We start from the raw sequence: 19,153 nt of genomic DNA on the forward strand, positions 1-19,153 counted from the left end.
ATTAAACCCGCGTACCCCACAGGTCATACTCGTCGGCGTTTTCAACCTTCACGCGCACGATATCACCCGGTTTCACCTTGGTTTCGCCATTCAGGTAGACCGCGCCGTCGATTTCCGGGGCATCTGCCATGCTGCGGCCAATCGCGCCTTCTTCGTCCACTTCGTCAACGATCACCAGAATTTCGCGGCCCACTTTTTCCTGCAGACGTTCAGCAGAGATCCGCTGTTGCAGCTGCATGAAGCGGTTCCAGCGTTCCTCTTTCACCTCTTCCGGCACCTGATCCGCCAGTTCGTTGGCGGTCGCGCCTTCAACCGGGCTGTACTTGAAGCAGCCCACGCGGTCCAGACGCGCTTCAACCAGGAAGTCGAGCAGCATCTGGAAGTCTTCTTCGGTTTCACCCGGGAAGCCGACGATAAAGGTGGAGCGCAGGGTCAGATCCGGGCAGATCTCACGCCACTGCTTGATGCGCGCCAGCTGGCGGTCAACGGAGCCTGGGCGCTTCATCAGCTTCAGAATACGCGGACTGGCGTGCTGCAGCGGGATGTCCAGGTACGGCAGGATTTTGCCTTCCGCCATCAGCGGGATCACGTCGTCCACGTGCGGGTACGGGTAAACGTAATGCAGACGCGTCCAGATACCCAGCTTAGCGAGCTGTTCGCACAGGCCGACCATGCTGGTTTTCACCGGCTCGCCGTTGTGGAAGCCGGAGCGGTGTTTCACGTCCACGCCGTAAGCGGAGGTGTCCTGGGAGATCACCAGCAGCTCTTTCACGCCCGCATCGGCCAGACGTTTGGCTTCGGCCAGCACTTCGCCAATCGGACGACTCACCAGATCGCCACGCATGGACGGGATAATGCAGAAGGTGCAGCGATGGTTGCAGCCTTCGGAAATTTTTAAGTACGCATAGTGACGCGGAGTCAGCTTCACGCCCTGTTCCGGCACCAGGCTCAGGAACGGATTATGCTTTGGTTTTGGCACATAGTGATGCACATGTTCCAGCACCTGCTCATAGCTGTGTGGACCGGTGATTTCCAGCACCTTAGGGTGAACTTCGCGGATTTGATCGACTTTGGCGCCCAGACAACCGGTGACAATCACCTTGCCGTTTTCGGTGAGTGCTTCACCGATGGCTTCCAGAGACTCCTGCACGGCGCTATCAATAAAGCCGCAGGTGTTAACGATCACCATGTCGGCATTGTCGTAGCTGGGTACGACGTCATAGCCTTCAGTGCGAAGTTCGGTCAGGATACGTTCGGAATCCACCAGGTTTTTTGGACAACCCAATGATATAAATCCAATCTTTGCCATAATTTTATACAATACATTGCTCAGGAAAACGCGGAGTATACATCATGCCTCAACTCTACAGCTATATCAGGTGGTCATCAGGCCTTCAGGAAAAGGGAAGGACGCGAACCAGGCTGGTAGCGGCTGCACGGGCATATGCTGCTGAACATAAACTGGAAGTGGTTGAAGTCATTGAGCCAGGATTGAGTGCTTTTCGTGGAAAAAACCGAAAGGGTAAAGTAGGTGATTTTATCGACGCTGTTAAAAGCGGGGGCTATTTCTTCAGACTCAAACCTATACTGCGGGAACCTGGATCGCCTGTCACGTGATTACGTGGATGAGGCGCTTAACTATTTGTTGCAATCATTGGGTTAGATTTAACAATTATCACAGGGATGGATAAGAAGATTTATAATAAGCAGTCCATTAAAAGCAACCCTACCGATCGGATGCTATCTATCCTGATGTTTATCCGTTGGACAGAAGAATCAGAAACGAAATCAAATCGAACATCTCTACCAGTACTGAACCGTTTGGGGTTTGTTGATTAGGATTCAGTACTGTTAGGGAACTAAGTATTAATAACTGTTAATGCAATCCGCTGCAGTACAATCGTACTTATAAGAGTTGCCGCTCGCGTCTACACCGGAAACCTGATACTGACCATTACCTTTACTATGTTTTGTTTCACGCCACCGGGCACCATTTGCAGCAGTACCTTTTCTAATGACATCGTCTCCCCATATTCTTGTACGTTCTTCCCATCGAGCCCCACTTTTTATGTTATGCCCTGTGAGTTCTGTTATATCTCCGTTTCTCGAAATAGTTATTATGTTGCCGTTATCGTATTTGCATGTGCTGTGCCAGTAATCACTTGAGCATTCCGCATAAGCAACGGATGATGCAAAGGCAGATAACAAAAGAGTTAATCTTAACCGATTCATTTCTATTCCATCATTTTTAGAGGTGCAAAATCATTAGAGATCTTTATATGTATGCATGGACAACTAAATGAAAAGAACCATTTGTACGGCAAAATGGGAGATAAATAGTACTGCACAGTGCAGCCATTACTAACCTCCTAAAAATGGGAGGGTTTTGGCTTTAAAGGATGCCAGTTTTTAGGCGTAATTGTGATGTTCATCAAGTACTGAACCGTAATTCTTCTGGCTTTTTTCTGAGGGCATGGAATGGGGTGGATGTCTGCGTATTCGTAAAGTTTCGCGCTGACGTTGACGTAAAAATAGATCTGAAGGGGAGTTTTAAAGATGGGGAGGCAGTAGGCATACTGGCTCAGCAAAAATCGGTATGCTTTTACCCCTTAACATCGTTTTTTCATGGTGTATTATTAATTATATCAACACACCAAGTGGAGCAATACATGGAACTCGTCGTTTTGTTCGTCGTGGCTGGAGCAGTCCTTTACAAGACCGTTTTGTATTTTTGGCCCATGTTTACAGAGGATATGTCACACTCTCCGGAACCAGCTGAATCTGTCGTATCAAAACAACACCAGGCGGATGACATTTCGACTAACGATTCATACACCGACGATACGATGGATCAAGTGATGAAAGAGCAATCCGATGTAATGACGGCACACGCAACTAATGGGAAATTTTATACGACAGGTGCTGGCGCGGCAGTAGCTACCGCGTATCAGGATACTACTGAGCATACTTTATTTGATAAGGTCGGCACATCAGACTTCAATGATTAACTCATTAAAAATCAGGTGATATAAAATACTTCCTCATTTAATTTTCCATATTTAACGAACTTTTCAACAATCGTTAGATTTTATCAATACTCCCTGGCCTCTATATTTCACCTTTATTAGTCAAAATGAATAAAATCTCATTTATATCGATCAGTATTCGGCTGATTTCGCCTCCTTCTGATTGTTGGGGATCAAATCCATGATACAAAGAGTAAAGGTAGGGCCAGCACATTTAACAAGCAGTCATCACGCTCGGCAAGGGTTTTGTTTAACGTGACTCACTGGCAGAAAAGATTTTAAAAGCAAATAAAATTAATGAGTTAGCCAAAAAAGATGCCTGGATCTACACTGTTTAGAATTACTTATCCCGGCTTTAAGGGCCCCTTATTGGATACGCTAAACAGATAACCTATCTTTCACCTCGTCGATAACTAAAGTGAGGTACGTAATGAGAGATATCTATCTGCAATCCAAATTAGAAATGGCCAAAACCCTTCACATCTATGGCGTCGAGCTGGCGCACATATCTGTTGCCACCGGGCTTTCACAGTCCAGATTAGTCACTGACCTGAAAATTGCCGATGACGTTGAGTTCGGTAAGCACAAAGCGAAAAAATACTGATCGCCCCGGACGTCATGCCGGTTTACTGGCGTAAAAATCGGCCAACAGGGAAAAGAGCATTTTATTGGTCTCTTTCCGGCAGGACGAATAGATACTGAATTGTGGCAACGTAAATGGCGTATCCAGTTTTTTCAGCTGATACATCCCGGAATAGGTCGCAAAGACTTTTTCCGGGATAATGCCCAGGCAGTCGGTGGTAGACACAATCAGTAAAATGGAGGCGAAAGAGGTGGTCAGCAGACAGCGCTCGCTGGAGCGGAATTTTTTATCCACGATGCTGCGATGATAAATAATCTTCTCGTTTTTGGTGTTGTAACCCACCAGATTGGCATCCCTGAACATCTCCTCCGTTACCGTATTCTCATAAAGAGGATTATCTTTTGCAGCAATCAACACCAGCGTCATATCACTCATCTTCTGGCAAGAAATATTACTGCTCTCAACAGAAAAGGTGGAGAACACCACATCCGCCTGGCGCATGTTCAGCAGCTCGGTGATCTTCGCTTCGTTAAGCTCGGCGGTGCGGTGCAGCAGGCTGACATCCGCGTTCATCCCGACAATCTTCTGCGTCAGTTCCGGCACCACTAACGGCGAGACAAAGGACTCGGTGTAGAGGGTGAGTCTTCGCTTTTTGATGCGGGAAGAGAGGAGGAGCAGAGTGGCGAGCTTATCGATGATCGGCAGGATGTTGTCGTACAGTTCATCCGCATACACGGTGGGTAACAGCGTGTTGCCGCTGCGGACAAACAGGTTATCCCCCATCTGTTCCCGCAGTTTGCGCAGCGACTGGCTGACGGCTGAGGCGGAAATATCCAGCATATCGGCCACTTTCGAGATACTGCCGACGCTGTAAATCAGGCAAAAAATGGTCAGCAGATTCAGGTCGATCCGGTTTAACGAGATAATCTTTTCTGACACCGGCATCGCTGGCATACGCCCTCTGTCTCCACGCCCTAACCCTCTCAAAAATAGCAGGCTTCGCAATCCGCGCGGTGAGGGAGAAGCATGATTTTATGCCCAGCCTGAACGCCTGCCTTCTCGCTGTGCTTTTCGGGCGCTGTTTTAACATTGTAAATTTTGTTAATGCGTCGCTAATTATTGACCTGACGCATTAAATTGCACAAAAAATAGACATAATCTGAAGGTGTGATTAAGCTGACAAGGGGGGAAAAAGCATGTCCGTTGACAGACTGAAACGCGATCTTCTTAACAAGATGATTAATGCCCGAATTGATCTCGCGGCCTATCTGCAGTTAAGGAAAGCGAAGGGGTATATGTCAGTCAGCGAAAGCGACCATCTGCGTGACAACTTCTTTGAACTTTGTACTTACATGCGTGAAAAAGCGCCGGAACTGCGAGCGCATTGCAATGCCGAGGAGCAGGCAATGCTCTATCGCGCCGCCGGATCGCTCACCACCGCAGGCGTCTGTATGATGACCGGCAACCACGATTGCCCGACGTTCATCGCCGTCAACGCAGAGAAGCTGGAAAACTGTCTGAACGATCTCACTCTCTGCATCCAGTATCTGAAATCGCATGCACCGCTGATTCAGAGCTGATCCCGGGGGAGGCAACTCCCCCATCTGATTAAGCTTTTGTAAAAGTATCAACGCCCCTGCGCTGAGTGACTACCTTTAAGGCATACGTCGAAAAGGAGTGCGTAATGCGTCGATCCTCGCTTATTTCCCTGCCATTGTTACTCATCTCCGCCTCACTGTGTGCTGCACCCGCTGAAGTGAAGGTTGCAGTGCTGCAAAATAAACTCGACCACCCCTGGGCCCTGGCGTTTCTGCCGCAGGATCAGGGCATGCTGATCACTCTGAAAGGCGGGCAGCTTAAGCGCTGGCAGGCGGGCAAAGGGCTCTCGGATCCCATTGTTGGCGTGCCGAAGGTCTGGGACAGCGGACAGGGTGGATTGCTCGACGTGGCGCTGGCACCCGACTTTGCGACTTCCCGCCGGGTCTGGCTGAGCTATGCCGAAGCGGGCGACGACGGGAAAGCGGGCACGGCGGTGGGGTATGGCCGCCTGAGCGACGACAATACCCGGCTGGAGGCCTTTAAGGTGGTCTTCCGCCAGCAGCCTAAACTCTCGACCGGCAATCACTTTGGCGGCAGGCTGGTGTTCGACGGCAAAGGCTATCTGTTTATCGGGTTAGGTGAGAATAACCAGCGCCCGACCGCCCAGGATCTGGATAAGTTACAGGGCAAAGTGGTGCGCCTGACCGATCAGGGCGCGGTGCCGGACGATAACCCCTTTGTGAACAATAAACAGGCGCGCCCGGAAATCTGGTCTTACGGTATCCGTAATCCGCAGGGAATGGCGATGAACCCGTGGAGCAATACCCTGTGGCTCAATGAGCACGGGCCGCGCGGTGGGGACGAAATCAACATTCCGGAGAGGGGCAAGAACTACGGCTGGCCGCTGGCGACGCACGGCATTAACTACAGCGGATTGCCGATCCCCGAAGCAAAAGGGGAAACCGCCGCCGGAACCGAGCCGCCGCTGTTTGTCTGGAAGCAATCTCCGGCGTTGAGCGGGATGGCTTTTTATAACAGCGACGTTTTCCCCCAGTGGAAGAACAAGCTGTTTATTGGCGCGCTGAAGGACAAGGATGTGATAGTGCTCAACGTCAGCGGCAATAGCGTCACCGAGGAGGGAAGGATCCTCGGCGACCGTAACCAGCGGGTTCGCGACGTGCGGGTCGGGCCGGATGGCTATTTATACGTGCTGACCGATGAAACAGACGGGCAGCTGTTAAAAGTCAGCCCGTCCAAAGAGTCGATCAGGTGACCGGGATCATCACCACGTTGCGGTAGGCCGGGCGCTCGGTCAGGTTCGCCAGCCAGCGCTCCAGATGCGGACGGGGCGCCCACGCCAGGCCAACGTTGGTCAGGTTCCAGACAAAAGGCGCGACGGCGATATCACCCACGCCAAAGTCGTTGCCCGAGAACCACGGCTGTGTCGCCAGGGCCTCATCCATCATGGCAAACAGCGACTCGCAGGTGGCTTTGGCGGCGTCAATGGCCGCATAGTTACGCTCGGCTTCCGGCGTTCTCACCAGCCCCATCAAAATCACCCGATGGGCAGGGGAGAGGGTCTGGTTGGCCCAGTCCATCCACTTTTCGCCGACGGCACGCTTCGCAGGCTCATCGATCCACAGACGGTTCTGGCCGTACTGCGCCGCGAGATAGCGCACAATGGCGTTCGATTCCCACAGCGTGAGGTCGGTTTCATCATCGCGCAGCAGCGGCACGAGGCCGTTGGGGTTCATCGCCAGATACTCGGCCTCTTTATTTACCCCGTGTTCCAGTCCCGCCATGATCTGCTTAAAGGGTAAATCCAGCTCTTCCAGCGTCCAGATTACCTTTTTCACGTTGGTCGAATTGTTCCTGCCCCACAAAGTAATCATAATAACCCCTTATAATTAAAGCCGATATCTGGATGAGATCCTTGTTGATGGCTTCACATGGTGAGATAAACCTAACCAATACGCAACAGATGCGAAAAAAATCGATGTGGTCAAAGCGTATCGGGTTGTTATTGCATAAACTTTAAAAACTTTACCAGCTTTTGGTTTTTTTTAAGGCTTTAGTGCGTTATTACTCATCGCTTCTTGCGGCACGGCGATGTGACGTGATTTTTGGAATGGAAACTCGGGTGGCATTATGATGCGAAACACTTTTTCTTTACGCGGTCTGGTGGCAGGTTCTGCGCTGCTGGTCCTTTTTGCACCTTCGCTGTACGCAGCGGAACAGGCGGCGCCAGAGGCTCCGCCTGTTGATGCCCGTGCCTGGATATTGATGGACTATGCCAGCGGCAAAGTGCTGGCAGAAGGCAATGCAGATGAAAAACTCGACCCTGCCAGCCTGACCAAAATCATGACCAGCTACGTGGTAGGGCAGGCGCTGAAAGCGGGTAAGATCAAGCTCAACGACATGGTCACCATCGGCAAAGACGCCTGGGCGACCGGCAACCCGGCGCTGCGCGGCTCCTCGGTGATGTTCCTCAAGCCGGGCGATCAGGTGGCGGTTTCCGATCTGAATAAAGGGGTAATCATTCAGTCGGGCAATGATGCCTGCATCGCGCTGGCCGATTACGTGGCGGGTAGTCAGGACTCTTTCATTGGATTGATGAATGGTTATGCGCAGAAATTAGGCCTCACCAACACCACCTTTAAAACCGTTCACGGCCTGGATGCGCCGGGCCAGTTCAGTACCGCCCGCGATATGGCGCTGCTGGGCAGAGCCCTGATTCATGATGTGCCGGAAGAGTACGCGATCCATAAAGAGAAAGAGTTTACCTTCAACAAGATCCGCCAGCCGAACCGCAACCGTCTGCTGTGGAGCAGCAACGTCAACGTGGACGGGATGAAGACCGGCACCACCGCCGGCGCCGGCTACAACCTGGTGGCCTCGGCAACCCAGGGCGATATGCGTCTGATCTCGGTGGTGCTGGGCACCAAAACCGACCGCATCCGCTTTAATGAGTCAGAGAAACTGCTCACCTGGGGCTTCCGCTTCTTCGAAACCGTTACCCCGATCAAGCCGGATGCCACCTTTGTCAGCCAGCGCGTCTGGTTTGGCGATAAGAGCGAGGTCAATCTTGGCGCCGGTGAAAGCGGCTCGGTCACCATTCCGCGCGGCCAGCTGAAAAACCTGAAGGCCAGCTATACCCTGACCGACAAGCAGCTCACCGCACCGTTGAAAAAAGGCCAGGTGGTCGGCACCATCGACTTCCAGCTGAACGGCAAATCCATCGAGCAGCGTCCATTGATCGTGATGGAAGCGGTGGAAGAGGGCGGGTTCTTCGGTCGGATGTGGGATTATGTGCTGATGAAATTCCACGACTGGTTTGGCGGCTGGTTTAAGTAAAGCTTCCGTGCATCGCCGGGTGGCGGCTTCGCCTTACCCGGCCTACGGGGTTTCCCAGGCCCGTGCCAGCGTAGCGCCGCCGGGCATCAAGGCCACAAACGGCCCGGTATCGTAGGCCCGCGCCAGCGCAGCGCCGCCGGGCATCAAGGCAGCAAACGGCCCGGTATCGTAGGCCCGTGCCAGCGTAGCGCCGCCGGGCAATAAACCGCACTCAGTACATCAGCTTGATCTGCTGCGCCTTAGCATAAGTCACCAGCGCCTCATCCGGGCGGCAGTCGCTGACGATTGCGTCGAAGCACGTCAGCTCCCCCATCCGCGCAGGGCGCACTTTACCCATCTTGCTGTGATCCACCACCAGCACATGATACTGCGCCATATTCATTGCCCACTGTTTTACCGGCAGCTCATCCAGATTAAAGCAGGTCGCCCCCTGGCGAACATGCACGCCTGCCGCGGAGTAAAAGGCGATGTCCGGGCACAGGTTGCTGAGGGTGTCCTGCAGATTGAGCGGCTTAAAGATGGCATTGCTGGCGTGAAACTCGCCGCCGCAGAGGATCACCCGGCACGCGGGTTTTTCCTGCAGGGCGAGAAAGGTATTCAGGGAGTAACAGACCCCGGTGAACGGCAGGTCGTTATCGATGGCTTCGATGATCCACGGCGTGGTGGTGCCACAGTCAAAAAACAGCGTCTGATGGGGTTGCACCAGCGAGGCGGCCAGACGCGCCGCTTTGCGCTTCTCTTCCACCAGGCGAGTCTTTTGGTCACTCAGCAGATAGTGGCTGGCGCTGCGGGGTTCGAGGACAATGTAACCGCCGAGCAGCACCACGGGCCCGCTTTCACTGTTCAGGTCGCGACGAATGGTCATTTCCGAGACGCCGAGTAGCGCGGCGGCCTCTTTCAGATGCAGTTTATCGCTGCGCTTAAGCGCATTGATCAGTTGAGCCAGCCGTTCGTCACGTCGTGTTTCCATAGGTCCTCAGAGCGATAAATGAACCCCCGTTACGCCGGGGGCTCAAGTTTACCTCGTGAAACCCAAATTAGTCACGTATCCAGCCTTTGCGTATAGGCAGGGCAAAGCAGAAGCGGTAAAGCTGCGAGAGGCGTTGATAGAGGGCGTGCCCGAACAGATTCCACAGGATCTGCGCGCTCAGACAACCCAGCAGTCCGACCATCAGCCCGCCCAGCATATCCATCGGCCAGTGCACGCCAAGATAGACGCGGGACCAGGCAATGGCGCAGGCCACCATCATCAACACTATGCCTGACCAGATCCGGTGCCAGAGCAGGAACGCCAGCGCAAAGGTGAAAATAGCGGTGCCGTGATCGCTCGGGAAGGAGTCATCCGCGGCGTGGTGCAGGAAGTTATAGCCAACGTGATCGACAAACGGGCGGTCGTGGGGGAACAGATGACCCAGCAGCCACGACGCCGCCAGGCTTATCACCAGCGCTATGGCGATTTTAATCACCAGCTGACGCTGGGCACCCACCTGCTTGCGCGGCCCCCACAGCCAGAGGATCGCAATCAGCGCCGGTACAATGCTGATCAGGTCTTTTGCCACAAAGATGGCCAGTTTGATGCTCCACTCCGGTGAAGCAGGTGTGGCATTAATCAGTTCAAACAGTCCGTAGTTCAGATTTTCTAACATATCCTCGTTACTCTTTTGCAAACCAGGTGGAAATCAGGCCCCAGGCCACCACCTGTGAAAACCACACCCACCAACCTGCCCACAGGTTGTGAGAGAAGAAATGTGCCCCGCGCATCACCTGGCCATAGCCCATCACTAACCCGAGCACGGCACCGGCTATTACCATTCCCCAGGCCAGGCGTGGACGCTCGCGCCAGAAGGCAAAGAACAGCCCCATCACCATAAAGCCGCTCGAGGAGTGGCCCCCCGGGAAACAGCGGCCAGGGCCACTGCCAGGAGGTGCTGAGTCAAACAGGGGATACGCCAGCGCTTTGCCGCCATACTCCACCAGATCCCAGGGACAGCTGTGATGGCTGATAGCCTTCAGGATGCCCACCACCGCCGTGCCCAGCCCCATCAGCAGCGCCGCCGTCACTAATCGCGGGTTGCGGCTGAACGCGCCGTAAAGGAGGGTGACCGCCGCCACGGCAATGGTCAGGTATTTCGCCAGCCGATGGTTGAGCAGATCCAGCAGCGCATTGTGCTGCAGCGGAAAGTGCTGACTTGCCGCGTCATACCAGTAACCCGTCAGCAGCCTGTCGAGCGTTTCATCCCGCGCCAGCCAGGTAAAAAGCCCGGCCAGAACCAGCAGCGCTAGCAGCTGGTAACCATAAAAACGAACCGGTAAGCGGTAAAGGGCTTTTGTCTTAGAAGTCTTTAACTTAGACAATTCTGAAGCGGAGACGATTTGTGTCATAATTAAGGTCAATGACTGGAAAACCCCAAGCATACGGATGGCAACTTAAGGAAACCTTAAACGACAGCGATTTGTGCCTTATTTCTGTGAGGCGGCGTGAATCTGCTATCTCTGGTGCGGCCATTTCATTACACTCTGCGCGATTTTTTATCGGATACTGAGACTCCATGCTAAACCGTTCTTCTTCCCGCACGCGCCTGGGGCGTCAGGCGCTGCTGTTCCCGCTGTGTCTGGTGCTGTACGAATTCTCCACCTATATCGGAAACGATATGATCCAGCCCGGCATGCTGGCGGTGGTGGAACAGTACAACGCCGGGATCGAGTGGGTTCCCACCTCCATGACCGCCTACCTGGCGGGGGGGATGTTTTTACAGTGGCTGCTCGGGCCGCTGTCGGATCGTATTGGCCGTCGTCCGGTGATGCTGACCGGGGTGGTGTGGTTTATCGTCACCTGCCTGGCGACCCTGCTGGCGCAAACCATCGAGCAGTTTATGGTGCTGCGTTTTTTACAGGGGGTCAGCCTGTGCTTTATCGGCGCGGTGGGTTACGCCGCCATCCAGGAGTCCTTTGAGGAGGCGGTGTGCATTAAAATCACCGCCCTGATGGCTAACGTGGCGCTGATTGCGCCGCTGCTTGGCCCGCTGGTGGGGGCCGCCTGGGTCCACGTCGCGCCCTGGGAGGGGATGTTCGTGCTGTTTGCGGCGCTGGCAGCGATCTCGTTTTACGGTCTGTACCGCGCGATGCCCGAAACCGCCACCCGCATCGGTGAGAAGCTCTCACTAAAAGAGCTGGGGCGCGACTATAAGCTGGTGCTGAAGAATGTCCGCTTTGTGGCGGGGTCGCTGGCGATTGGTTTCGTCTGCCTGCCGCTGCTGGCGTGGATCGCCCAGTCGCCGGTGATCATCATCAGCGGCGAAAAGCTCAGTAGCTACGAGTATGGCCTGCTGCAGGTGCCCATTTTTGGCGCGCTGATTGTGGGTAACCTGGTCCTGGCGCGCCTGACGTCACGCCGCACCGTGCGTTCGTTAATCATCATGGGCGGCTGGCCCATCGTGATTGGGCTGGTGGTGGCCGCGGTGGCGACAGTGGTTTCATCTCATGCTTATCTGTGGATGACCGCCGGGCTGAGTATCTATGCGTTTGGTATTGGGCTGGCGAATGCCGGACTGGTGCGCCTGACGCTGTTTGCCAGCGAGATGAGCAAAGGCACGGTATCGGCGGCGATGGGGATGTTGCAGATGCTGATCTTTACCGTTGGGATTGAGGTCAGCAAACATGCCTTCAGCTCTGGCGGCAACGGGCTGTTCAGCCTGTTCAACCTGGCGAACGGCATCCTGTGGCTGGGGCTGATGTTTGTGTTCCTGAAAGACAAGCGGGTGGGTAGTTCGTTACAGCCGGAGTAAACAATCAAGCCGGGTGGCGGCTACGCCTTGCCCGGCCTACGAAACCCGTAGGCCCGTGCAAGCAACGCGCCGCCGGGCATTGCTTAGTTGAATGGGGCTTCCTGGTTTAACACGCGATCGATCACCTCCAGCACCCCTTCGTCGTTATTGTGCGGCGCTTCATAGCGGGCAACCGCTTTGATGTGATCCCGGGCGTTTGCCATCGCAAAGCTGTACCCGGCCTGGGTCAGCATCTCCACGTCATTCCCGCTGTCGCCAAAGGCGACCACTTCGCTGTTGTCGATGCCCCACAGCTCCTGCAGCAGGCGCAGGCCATTGGCTTTGTGGATCCCCGGAAGAATCAGGTCAATACTGCCGTGGCCGGTGGTGACCGGCACCATAATGTCGCTCAGCTGCTGGTGGATCATCGCCTGAATACGCGGGATCTCATCGTCCGGCACGTTCAGGCCAAACTTAAAGAAGATATCGTTGAAGTTGTCGAAATTGTCCACCTTTTCCAGCCGGTGATAATATTTGGCGGCAAGGTCATGGAAGGTTTCACCATAGTGTTTCAGGGTATAGGCGCTGCCTTTGCCGCAGGCGATCACCTCCACTTCCGGAATCGAGCAGAGAAACTCCGCCACGGTGGCGAACTGGGCTTGGGTCAGCTCGCCGTTGTAGACATCCTGCCCGGCATTCACCACCCAGCCGCCGTTTTCCGCGACAAAGGCGATCTCATCGGCGATCTCAGGGAAGAAGGAGATCAGCTGGTAGTACTGGTTGCCGCTGGCGACCACAAACCGTATGCCCTGTTCCTTCATCTGCGCGTACTGGCGCAGAAAACGCGCGCGATTGTACTGCTTCGCATCGTTCAGGAAGGTGCCATCCATATCAACTGCAATCAGTTTAACGCTCATATCCATTCTCCATGGCAGATTTAGCCTGCGAATCCGGTTTGGCGACCGCCCTGGCAACCAGGGCGGCAATCATCACTAATCCCAATACCACCAGCATGGCGCTGCGTAAGCCGTAATGCTCCCCGAGGAAGCCCAGCAGCGGCGGGCCCACCAGGAAGGCGAGATAGCCGGTGGTGGCGACCACGCTGACGCGGGTCGGCGCGTCCGGGCCGGTGTCGCTGGCCGCCGAGATGGTCAGCGGGAAGCCAAGCGAAGCACCAAGCCCCCACAGCACCACCGACACGCCGGCCACCCAGTCGACATCGACAAAAATAATCAACGCAATGCCCAGACCACCCAGCAGGGCGCTGGCACGGACCACCGTCACCCGGCTGTAGCGGTCAATAAACCAGCCGCCGGTAAAGCGACCGACGGTCATGCCCAGCGTAAACCCGGCGTAAATCAGCGAGCCGGAGGTCGGGCTGAATCCGTGACCGTCCACCATCAGCAGCGGCAACCAGTCGTTCGCGGAGCCTTCGGCAAAGGCCATCGCCAGCACCACCACGCCAATCAGCATCAGCTGCATATCGCGATAGAAGGGCAGCCCTTTTTCACCCGTTTTAGTCTCACCCGCGACGTTCCTGCCGTTGCCATCCGGGATGGCGGTGATCCCCAGCAGAACCGGGGCGATACAGACCAGCGCGGCCAGCAGAGTATGTGTCGTAGCGGCAATGCCGGAGGCGGTCAGGGCCATGCCGATACCGGCGCCTGCCAGCGTGCCAAGGCTGTAAAATCCGTGCATCATCGGCAGTACGGTTTTGTTCATCTCCTGCTCGATGGTTGCGCCTTCGACGTTAATCGCCACTTCCGCCGCGCCAAAACTGCCGCCAAACACGGTCAGCCCGATGGCAAACGCCAGCGGGGAGGCGAACCACAGCGCAACGCTGAGCATCATCATACCCACAATCGCGCAGCACATGGTGGTGCGGATCACTGTCCGCGTGCCGAACCGCTTAACCAGCCAGGCGGAACAGAGAATGCCGCTCATCGAGCCTATCGACAGGCCAAATAACACGATGCCCATTTCCGCCGTCGAGACCGACAGAATGTCACGGATAGCGGGGGTGCGCGTGGCCCAGGAGGCCATTAACAGGCCGGGAATAAAGAAGAACATAAACAGCGCCCACAGGCGTCTTTGCAGAATTTTGCGCGATGAGATGACGGTCATGGTTTCTGTACCAGAAGGACAACATAGAAGACAACACTAGCAAGTTTGTGTACATTTGTACATAAATGCGCTGAGGTAAAAATGAACAGACGACCCAACGATCCGCAACGGCGGGAACGGATATTGCAGGCCACCCTGGACACCATCGCAGAGCATGGTCTGAACGCCGTCACTCATCGCAAAATCGCCAGCTGCGCCGGGGTGCCGCTGGGGTCGATGACCTACTATTTTGCCGGGATGGATGCGCTGCTTGAGGAGGCCTTCACCTGGTTTACGCAGCAGATGTCGGTGCAGTATCGCGAGTTCTTTGCCGGGGTGACGGGGCCGGAGATGGCCTGCGAGTCGATCGTCACCCTGATTTACAGCTCCCAGGTCACCACGCCGCACAATATGGAGCTGATGTACCAGCTTTATGCCTTTATGAACCGCAGCGCATCGTTAAAAACCGTGATGCAGGACTGGATGAAAACCAGCCAGACGACGCTGGAGCAGTGGTTTGATCCGGTCACCGCCCGTGCCCTGGACGCGTTTATTGAAGGGATGACGCTGCATTTTGTCACTGACAGGCAGCCGCTCTCGCGGGAGGCGTTAAGGGTTATGGTGGGGCGAATTGCGGGGGTATAACATCAACCAACAGGCCAGCTTGCGCTGGCCTTCATGTCTTTCGGCCGGTTAATCCAGTAAGCCGGTAGACGCGGTGCTGGAAGTCTGGACGAAGTTATAGCCTTCGACCACGTTACCTTTAAACCAGATATCCATGGATTTAATGTTCGCCGTTGCGCCATTGGTAAACATGGAGACAATCGGGATATAACTGGTGATGCTGCTTTTTCCTGATGTTACCGAGTAGCTCCACGTCTCTTTGCCATCAATCATTGCACGTGTCTGCGGCTCACCATATTTGTTAATAATTTCTTGCTGGGTGGTTTTGCCTTTAATGATATTGGCCGCCACCGTTTGCTGGCTTTCCTCTTTGATGGATTTATTGCCATACACCGTACAGCTTGCAAGAGGAAGAATGGCAAGTGCGACAAAAATGAACTTTTTCATATTATACCTTGTTTATATTGATTATTTATTCCCAGTCGGGAATCACTCTTCGCGCGTGACATACCCGAAATCAAAGCCCTGCAGCAGATGTTCACGCAAATATTGATTGATCGGGTAACTGTAGCTTTGTCCGATACTGACGGCATGCATCACACGCAATACCGCTCCCCCGCTCAGCGGTAAGGGTTCATCGGTGATGGTAATTTTCGCGCCCGCCAGCCCATCTTTCAGATTTTTATAGGCCACTGATTCAGTGATGCTGTTATTGATGAGGCTGAACGTGACCACCAGAACGGCAATTAACGCGACCGGGAAGGCTAAAGGATGGTGATTCAGGAACCGCACCGGGCGCCAGGAACGGCGGGTTAATAGCGTCGCCGTCAGGGGAACGAGCACTAAATAGAGCAGTTTTGCCAGGTGCGTAAGTGCACCCACCAGAGAGAAAATCAGCGCAATGGGCGGCACAATAACGGCACGCGCGGCATCTTCACCCAGCTTTTCATTAACCCCTCCCGCGCTATAGCTCGATACTGCCGCGCGCAGTTCAGGTAATTGTTGCTTTACCGCCTCGTTAAGATGTGGCGTGTGAAGCTCAAGGGCGAACTGCTTCAGCTTATCGTTCAGCGGATACTCCTCACGAACAAGCGTATTCGCCGGGAGAAGCAGCTTTTCGCGTAACGCTTTCTGCACTACGTCAAGGCGGAAAAAGACGCCCCAGTCGAGCCGTTTAGGGATGGTCACGCCCTGGTAGACCACGGTTCGCTGGGCAAGATATTTCTGCCTGGCGGCTTTCGCCACCGCGGCATTAAACCCGGTGCGATCTGACGGCGACCAGTCATTGGCGACGGGAACGCCTTGCCCGCGAACCTGATTTCTTACGGTGGCGTAATAACGTCTCGGGACGTTCCAGGTTTTCAGGCGTTTCGCCTCTAAGGAGCGTTCGTACCGTTGCCAGGCCCTGGCCTGCTCAAGCCGCACCGTTTCGCTGATATCCATGTCATCGTTGTAATAGGCAACAAATTGTTTATGCACCTCGCCACGCGCCTGGATCCAGGCCTCGTAGTAGCCGCGAACGCCGCCTTCTTGTGCGCTGATGTTGTCGCGTAAATTCTGTTCCGCATCGCGTTCCAGTAACTTACGGTAGCGATCGGACGAACTTAGCAGCACCGGTAAGGTTGCCAGAAACGCCTTCCCTGAGGGACTGTTCCACGTCTGTGCCTGTCCACCGCCGCTATCCAGCGGGATGCCTTCCAGCGTCTGCTGTCCTTCAATTAGTGCGTGCTGATAGAGCTGCGCCAGCAGGGACATCTGACGAAATTCACCCGTGCTCTTCGTCACCTGACGTTCAATCACCCATTCCACCGCATGCCAGGTTAATGTGCCGGTGATCAGGCAGATCAACAGCACCAGCGCCGTGCTGGCTTTCGCCGTCAGCCAGACGCCTTTTTTCTTCAGCCGGACAATACCCATCAGCGAGAACTGTAACGCCAGCAGCGCCGCCGCGATGGCGGTTAATGTCCGGCCGTAGCGCTCCATATTGTGAACTTCATCGGCGGTCGAGACGCTGCCGACCAGGTCCAGCAGGCGGGAGTTGAACGCCAGCTCACAAATGAGATAGGTGAGGGTAATGCCCGTCACCAGCCAGTTTTGCCATGCGGGGAGGACCGAACGCTTGATCCCGTCCTGCGGCCAGTGCTTTTCCTGAACCTGCTCGGTCATGACTTAAGCTCCAGGCTGGTCTGACGGGTTTTGGTTGGAGCATAGATCTCGGTAGGCACTGAATTGTTCAGCTCCGGCTGGGCAACTTTAGGCGGCAGTGGATCCACGGTTTTGGTCGGCGTGCGTTTAACCGGCTTCACTACGGGCTGCGCTTTGGTTTTACGGGACGATCTCACGTTATCAGGGCTGTTGCTGACGACCGTTTTTTGTTTCTGAACGGGGAATCGACTGTGGTAAACCTCGCCATGCTGCCAGTTGAACTGCTCCACCCGATTGTCGGTGGTGAAATTCAGTTGCAGCTTGTCCGCGCTGGCGTTGATCTCAGGCCCTGTATCGCATACGCCGGTGAAGGCCCACTCCTGGGATCGCGTATTTTGCAGATCGACCAGGCGATACTGTGCCGGGCAGGACGGCGTCGCCACTTTCAGCAGCAGTAACGTATGTCCTTCGATGTGATACTGATTGATGATCCTCGCCCAGCTGATGCCCTCCAGCGGGCGCTCAATCATCAGATTGCTCCACTTCAGGCTATAACGACCATTCAGCTCCCTTAATGCCCCTGTCGAGCCATCCGCCAGCGTGAACTGTCCGACTTCGTTCCCCAGAACGCTCGCCAGATCGGTATTAAACAGAATTTTGCCGTTTTTATCGTAACGAACAGAGCAGCCACTTAACCCAAGAATTAACGCCAGAACCAGTAAGCTACGTAGGGTTAAGTTGTGTCGTGACATAGTCATCTGTTAATTCCGTTTTGGTACGTTATTTTATCAATGCGCAACGTTATCAATGTTGCCATTGATAATTGATGAGGAGGATTTCCGCGATCGCTTATAAATTTGACTTAAGGCCCGATAAACCACGAAAACAAATTCTGATGGAGGAAAAATTTATATGTCCACTGCTCTTGAGAAAGCGTGATGCTCATCCATGAGAAAAATCTCAAAAAATTTAACATGTTGAAATAATCAGTCAATCTCCATTTCTGGTAGTTCTTCGAAAGGGGATACAGCAGAGCAGGCAGTGAAATACCGCAGGGAGTTAATTTTTCCGCCGCGAGAAGATATATGCGGTCAGAGTCCATTTTTAACAGAAAAATGATCTACTCTTTTATCTGCCAATTATTTTTAAGCCGTACAGATATCTGCCGCCGTTATTCATGCCACCAGCGCGTCAAATTTACCCGCTTCAGCAGAGGCCACAGACCCTTATTTATATCCGGGTATAATTGACAGGATGCGCGACTGCGCGTACGTTGCTATTTTTACCCGGATAAAAAAGGTAGCAGCATGGCGAACATCACCCTTACCGCCTTCTGGCGACAGCAACAGATTGCGCACGGTACGCTGAGCGCGCTGATCCAGCAGATCCAGTCCGCTAATATTCAGGATGAAACCGTTTTCATTTTTAACGATCGCAGCGGCAAGCGTCTCGATATTCACCTTCACGGGGATATTGCCAGCACTCTGGCGGTGTACCCGGAGCTGGCAGAAAGCAGCGTCGTCAGAACCCGGGGCAGGCCAAAGCTTGGCGTCTCGGCAAAAGAGGTGACGCTGCTGCCGCGTCACTGGGAGTGGCTAGCCTCCCAGCCCGGCGGGGCTTCCGCTACCTTGCGAAGGCTTATCGATCAGGCGCGAAAATCCAGTGACGCGGCGGATAACAAGCGCCAGCGACACGACCGCGCCTACCACTTTATGTATGAGATAGCCGGGGATCTGCCTGATTACGAAGCCAGCCTGCGTGCGCTCTTTGCTGACGATGAGGTCGCGTTTACCGCGGGTATCAAAAACTGGCCGCAGGATATTCGCCAGTACGCGTTACGGCTGGCGTTTGGCAAAGAAGAGGATCACCAGCAGGGTTGACGGGAAGGGGGTTCTAATATCTCTACAAATGTAAATTTTTGTGCAACTTACTTCATGGCTATAATTTTAAATTATTGATTTTAATATAATTAATAACTATTTTCGGTTTCTCTTATCCCGGCGGGCAACAAAACG

The 19,153-nt window shown here is 54.2% G+C and carries 20 protein-coding genes; 8 read left to right on the forward strand and 12 right to left on the reverse strand.

All coding sequences use genetic code 11. From position 1 onward, the window contains the following. Position 1: 1 nt before the first annotated feature. Positions 2 to 1,309, reverse strand: coding sequence for a 30S ribosomal protein S12 methylthiotransferase RimO (gene rimO / locus ES815_RS16775; RefSeq protein WP_370649935.1), 1,308 nt, complete (start codon positions 1,307 to 1,309; stop codon positions 2 to 4). 1,360 nt (positions 1,310 to 2,669) lie between these two features. Here rimO and ES815_RS16780 point away from each other — a divergent pair. After that, positions 2,670 to 3,008 carry a hypothetical protein gene (locus tag ES815_RS16780; protein ID WP_142488822.1) on the forward strand — a complete coding sequence of 113 codons (339 nt, stop codon included), beginning with the start codon at positions 2,670 to 2,672 and terminating at the stop codon, positions 3,006 to 3,008. A 448-nt stretch (positions 3,009 to 3,456) separates the two neighbouring features. Next, positions 3,457 to 3,630 (forward strand): glycine cleavage system protein T, encoded by a 174-nt coding sequence (locus ES815_RS16785; RefSeq protein ID WP_142488823.1) that lies wholly within the window; start codon positions 3,457 to 3,459, stop codon positions 3,628 to 3,630. A 12-nt stretch (positions 3,631 to 3,642) separates the two neighbouring features. Here ES815_RS16785 and ES815_RS16790 read toward each other — a convergent pair whose 3' ends face one another. Next, positions 3,643 to 4,563: a LysR family transcriptional regulator gene (locus ES815_RS16790; protein ID WP_142488824.1), complete on the reverse strand. Its 921-nt coding sequence runs from the start codon at positions 4,561 to 4,563 to the stop codon at positions 3,643 to 3,645. Positions 4,564 to 4,805: 242 nt separating this feature from the next. Here ES815_RS16790 and bssR point away from each other — a divergent pair, with 242 nt between their 5' ends. Both bssR and ES815_RS16800 read left to right on the forward strand, forming a co-directional pair. Beyond that, positions 4,806 to 5,189 carry a biofilm formation regulator BssR gene (gene bssR / locus ES815_RS16795; RefSeq protein ID WP_142488825.1) on the forward strand — a complete coding sequence of 128 codons (384 nt, stop codon included), beginning with the start codon at positions 4,806 to 4,808 and terminating at the stop codon, positions 5,187 to 5,189. Positions 5,190 to 5,293: 104 nt separating this feature from the next. After that, positions 5,294 to 6,421, forward strand: coding sequence for a PQQ-dependent sugar dehydrogenase (locus ES815_RS16800; protein WP_142488826.1), 1,128 nt, complete (start codon positions 5,294 to 5,296; stop codon positions 6,419 to 6,421). On the opposite strand, the gene ES815_RS16805 is transcribed toward ES815_RS16800, so the two are convergent. Further along, positions 6,414 to 7,040: a glutathione S-transferase family protein gene (locus tag ES815_RS16805; RefSeq protein WP_142488827.1), complete on the reverse strand. Its 627-nt coding sequence runs from the start codon at positions 7,038 to 7,040 to the stop codon at positions 6,414 to 6,416. The two genes, ES815_RS16800 and ES815_RS16805, sit on opposite strands and share 8 nt — an antisense overlap. Positions 7,041 to 7,296: 256 nt before the next feature. Here ES815_RS16805 and dacC point away from each other — a divergent pair, with 256 nt between their 5' ends. Further along, entirely contained in the window at positions 7,297 to 8,502 is a 1,206-nt protein-coding gene (dacC, locus tag ES815_RS16810; protein WP_142488828.1) for a serine-type D-Ala-D-Ala carboxypeptidase, read from the forward strand. Between the two features lie 42 nt (positions 8,503 to 8,544). On the opposite strand, the gene ES815_RS23760 is transcribed toward dacC, so the two are convergent. The 4 genes from ES815_RS23760 to ES815_RS16825 form a co-directional block, all read right to left on the reverse strand. Next, positions 8,545 to 8,703 carry a hypothetical protein gene (locus ES815_RS23760; protein WP_185902344.1) on the reverse strand — a complete coding sequence of 53 codons (159 nt, stop codon included), beginning with the start codon at positions 8,701 to 8,703 and terminating at the stop codon, positions 8,545 to 8,547. 10 nt (positions 8,704 to 8,713) lie between these two features. Next, a complete protein-coding gene (gene deoR / locus ES815_RS16815) occupies positions 8,714 to 9,472 on the reverse strand; it encodes a DNA-binding transcriptional repressor DeoR (protein ID WP_142488829.1) in 759 nt (252 codons plus the stop codon). Between the two features lie 67 nt (positions 9,473 to 9,539). Beyond that, positions 9,540 to 10,148, reverse strand: a complete 609-nt coding sequence (gene ybjG / locus ES815_RS16820) for an undecaprenyl-diphosphate phosphatase (protein WP_142488830.1) — start codon at positions 10,146 to 10,148, stop codon at positions 9,540 to 9,542. Positions 10,149 to 10,155: 7 nt separating this feature from the next. Then, complete coding sequence (locus ES815_RS16825; RefSeq protein WP_142488831.1) at positions 10,156 to 10,884, reverse strand: phosphatase PAP2 family protein; 729 nt, start codon at positions 10,882 to 10,884, stop codon at positions 10,156 to 10,158. A gap of 167 nt (positions 10,885 to 11,051) precedes the next feature. Here ES815_RS16825 and ES815_RS16830 point away from each other — a divergent pair, with 167 nt between their 5' ends. After that, positions 11,052 to 12,287, forward strand: a complete 1,236-nt coding sequence (locus ES815_RS16830) for an MFS transporter (protein ID WP_142488832.1) — start codon at positions 11,052 to 11,054, stop codon at positions 12,285 to 12,287. 83 nt (positions 12,288 to 12,370) lie between these two features. On the opposite strand, the gene ES815_RS16835 is transcribed toward ES815_RS16830, so the two are convergent. After that, on the reverse strand, positions 12,371 to 13,183 hold the full coding sequence (locus ES815_RS16835; protein WP_142488833.1) for a Cof-type HAD-IIB family hydrolase: 813 nt from the start codon (positions 13,181 to 13,183) through the stop codon (positions 12,371 to 12,373). Continuing rightward, on the reverse strand, positions 13,173 to 14,390 hold the full coding sequence (locus ES815_RS16840; protein WP_142488834.1) for an MFS transporter: 1,218 nt from the start codon (positions 14,388 to 14,390) through the stop codon (positions 13,173 to 13,175). Before ES815_RS16840 ends, ES815_RS16835 begins: the two co-directional genes overlap by 11 nt. 81 nt (positions 14,391 to 14,471) lie before the next feature. Here ES815_RS16840 and ES815_RS16845 point away from each other — a divergent pair, with 81 nt between their 5' ends. Continuing rightward, positions 14,472 to 15,014, forward strand: a complete 543-nt coding sequence (locus ES815_RS16845) for a TetR/AcrR family transcriptional regulator (protein ID WP_142488835.1) — start codon at positions 14,472 to 14,474, stop codon at positions 15,012 to 15,014. Positions 15,015 to 15,062: 48 nt separating this feature from the next. Here the strand turns inward: ES815_RS16845 and ES815_RS16850 are convergent, their stop codons facing one another. Genes ES815_RS16850 through ES815_RS16860 form a run of 3 tightly spaced genes read right to left on the reverse strand, consistent with a single transcriptional unit; the run spans position 15,063 to position 17,896 of the window. Continuing rightward, positions 15,063 to 15,440, reverse strand: coding sequence for a hypothetical protein (locus tag ES815_RS16850; RefSeq protein WP_142488836.1), 378 nt, complete (start codon positions 15,438 to 15,440; stop codon positions 15,063 to 15,065). A gap of 42 nt (positions 15,441 to 15,482) precedes the next feature. Continuing rightward, a complete protein-coding gene (locus tag ES815_RS16855) occupies positions 15,483 to 17,159 on the reverse strand; it encodes a hypothetical protein (RefSeq protein WP_142488837.1) in 1,677 nt (558 codons plus the stop codon). Continuing rightward, positions 17,156 to 17,896: a hypothetical protein gene (locus ES815_RS16860; protein WP_142488838.1), complete on the reverse strand. Its 741-nt coding sequence runs from the start codon at positions 17,894 to 17,896 to the stop codon at positions 17,156 to 17,158. The genes ES815_RS16855 and ES815_RS16860 overlap by 4 nt, the downstream gene beginning before the upstream one ends. Positions 17,897 to 18,445: 549 nt before the next feature. Here ES815_RS16860 and ES815_RS16865 point away from each other — a divergent pair. Then, entirely contained in the window at positions 18,446 to 19,018 is a 573-nt protein-coding gene (locus ES815_RS16865; protein ID WP_142488839.1) for a DUF2239 family protein, read from the forward strand. Positions 19,019 to 19,153: the final 135 nt, after the last annotated feature.

Origin of the sequence: Leclercia adecarboxylata, assembly GCF_006874705.1 — a bacterium.
Classification (GTDB): domain Bacteria; phylum Pseudomonadota; class Gammaproteobacteria; order Enterobacterales; family Enterobacteriaceae; genus Enterobacter; species Enterobacter adecarboxylatus_C.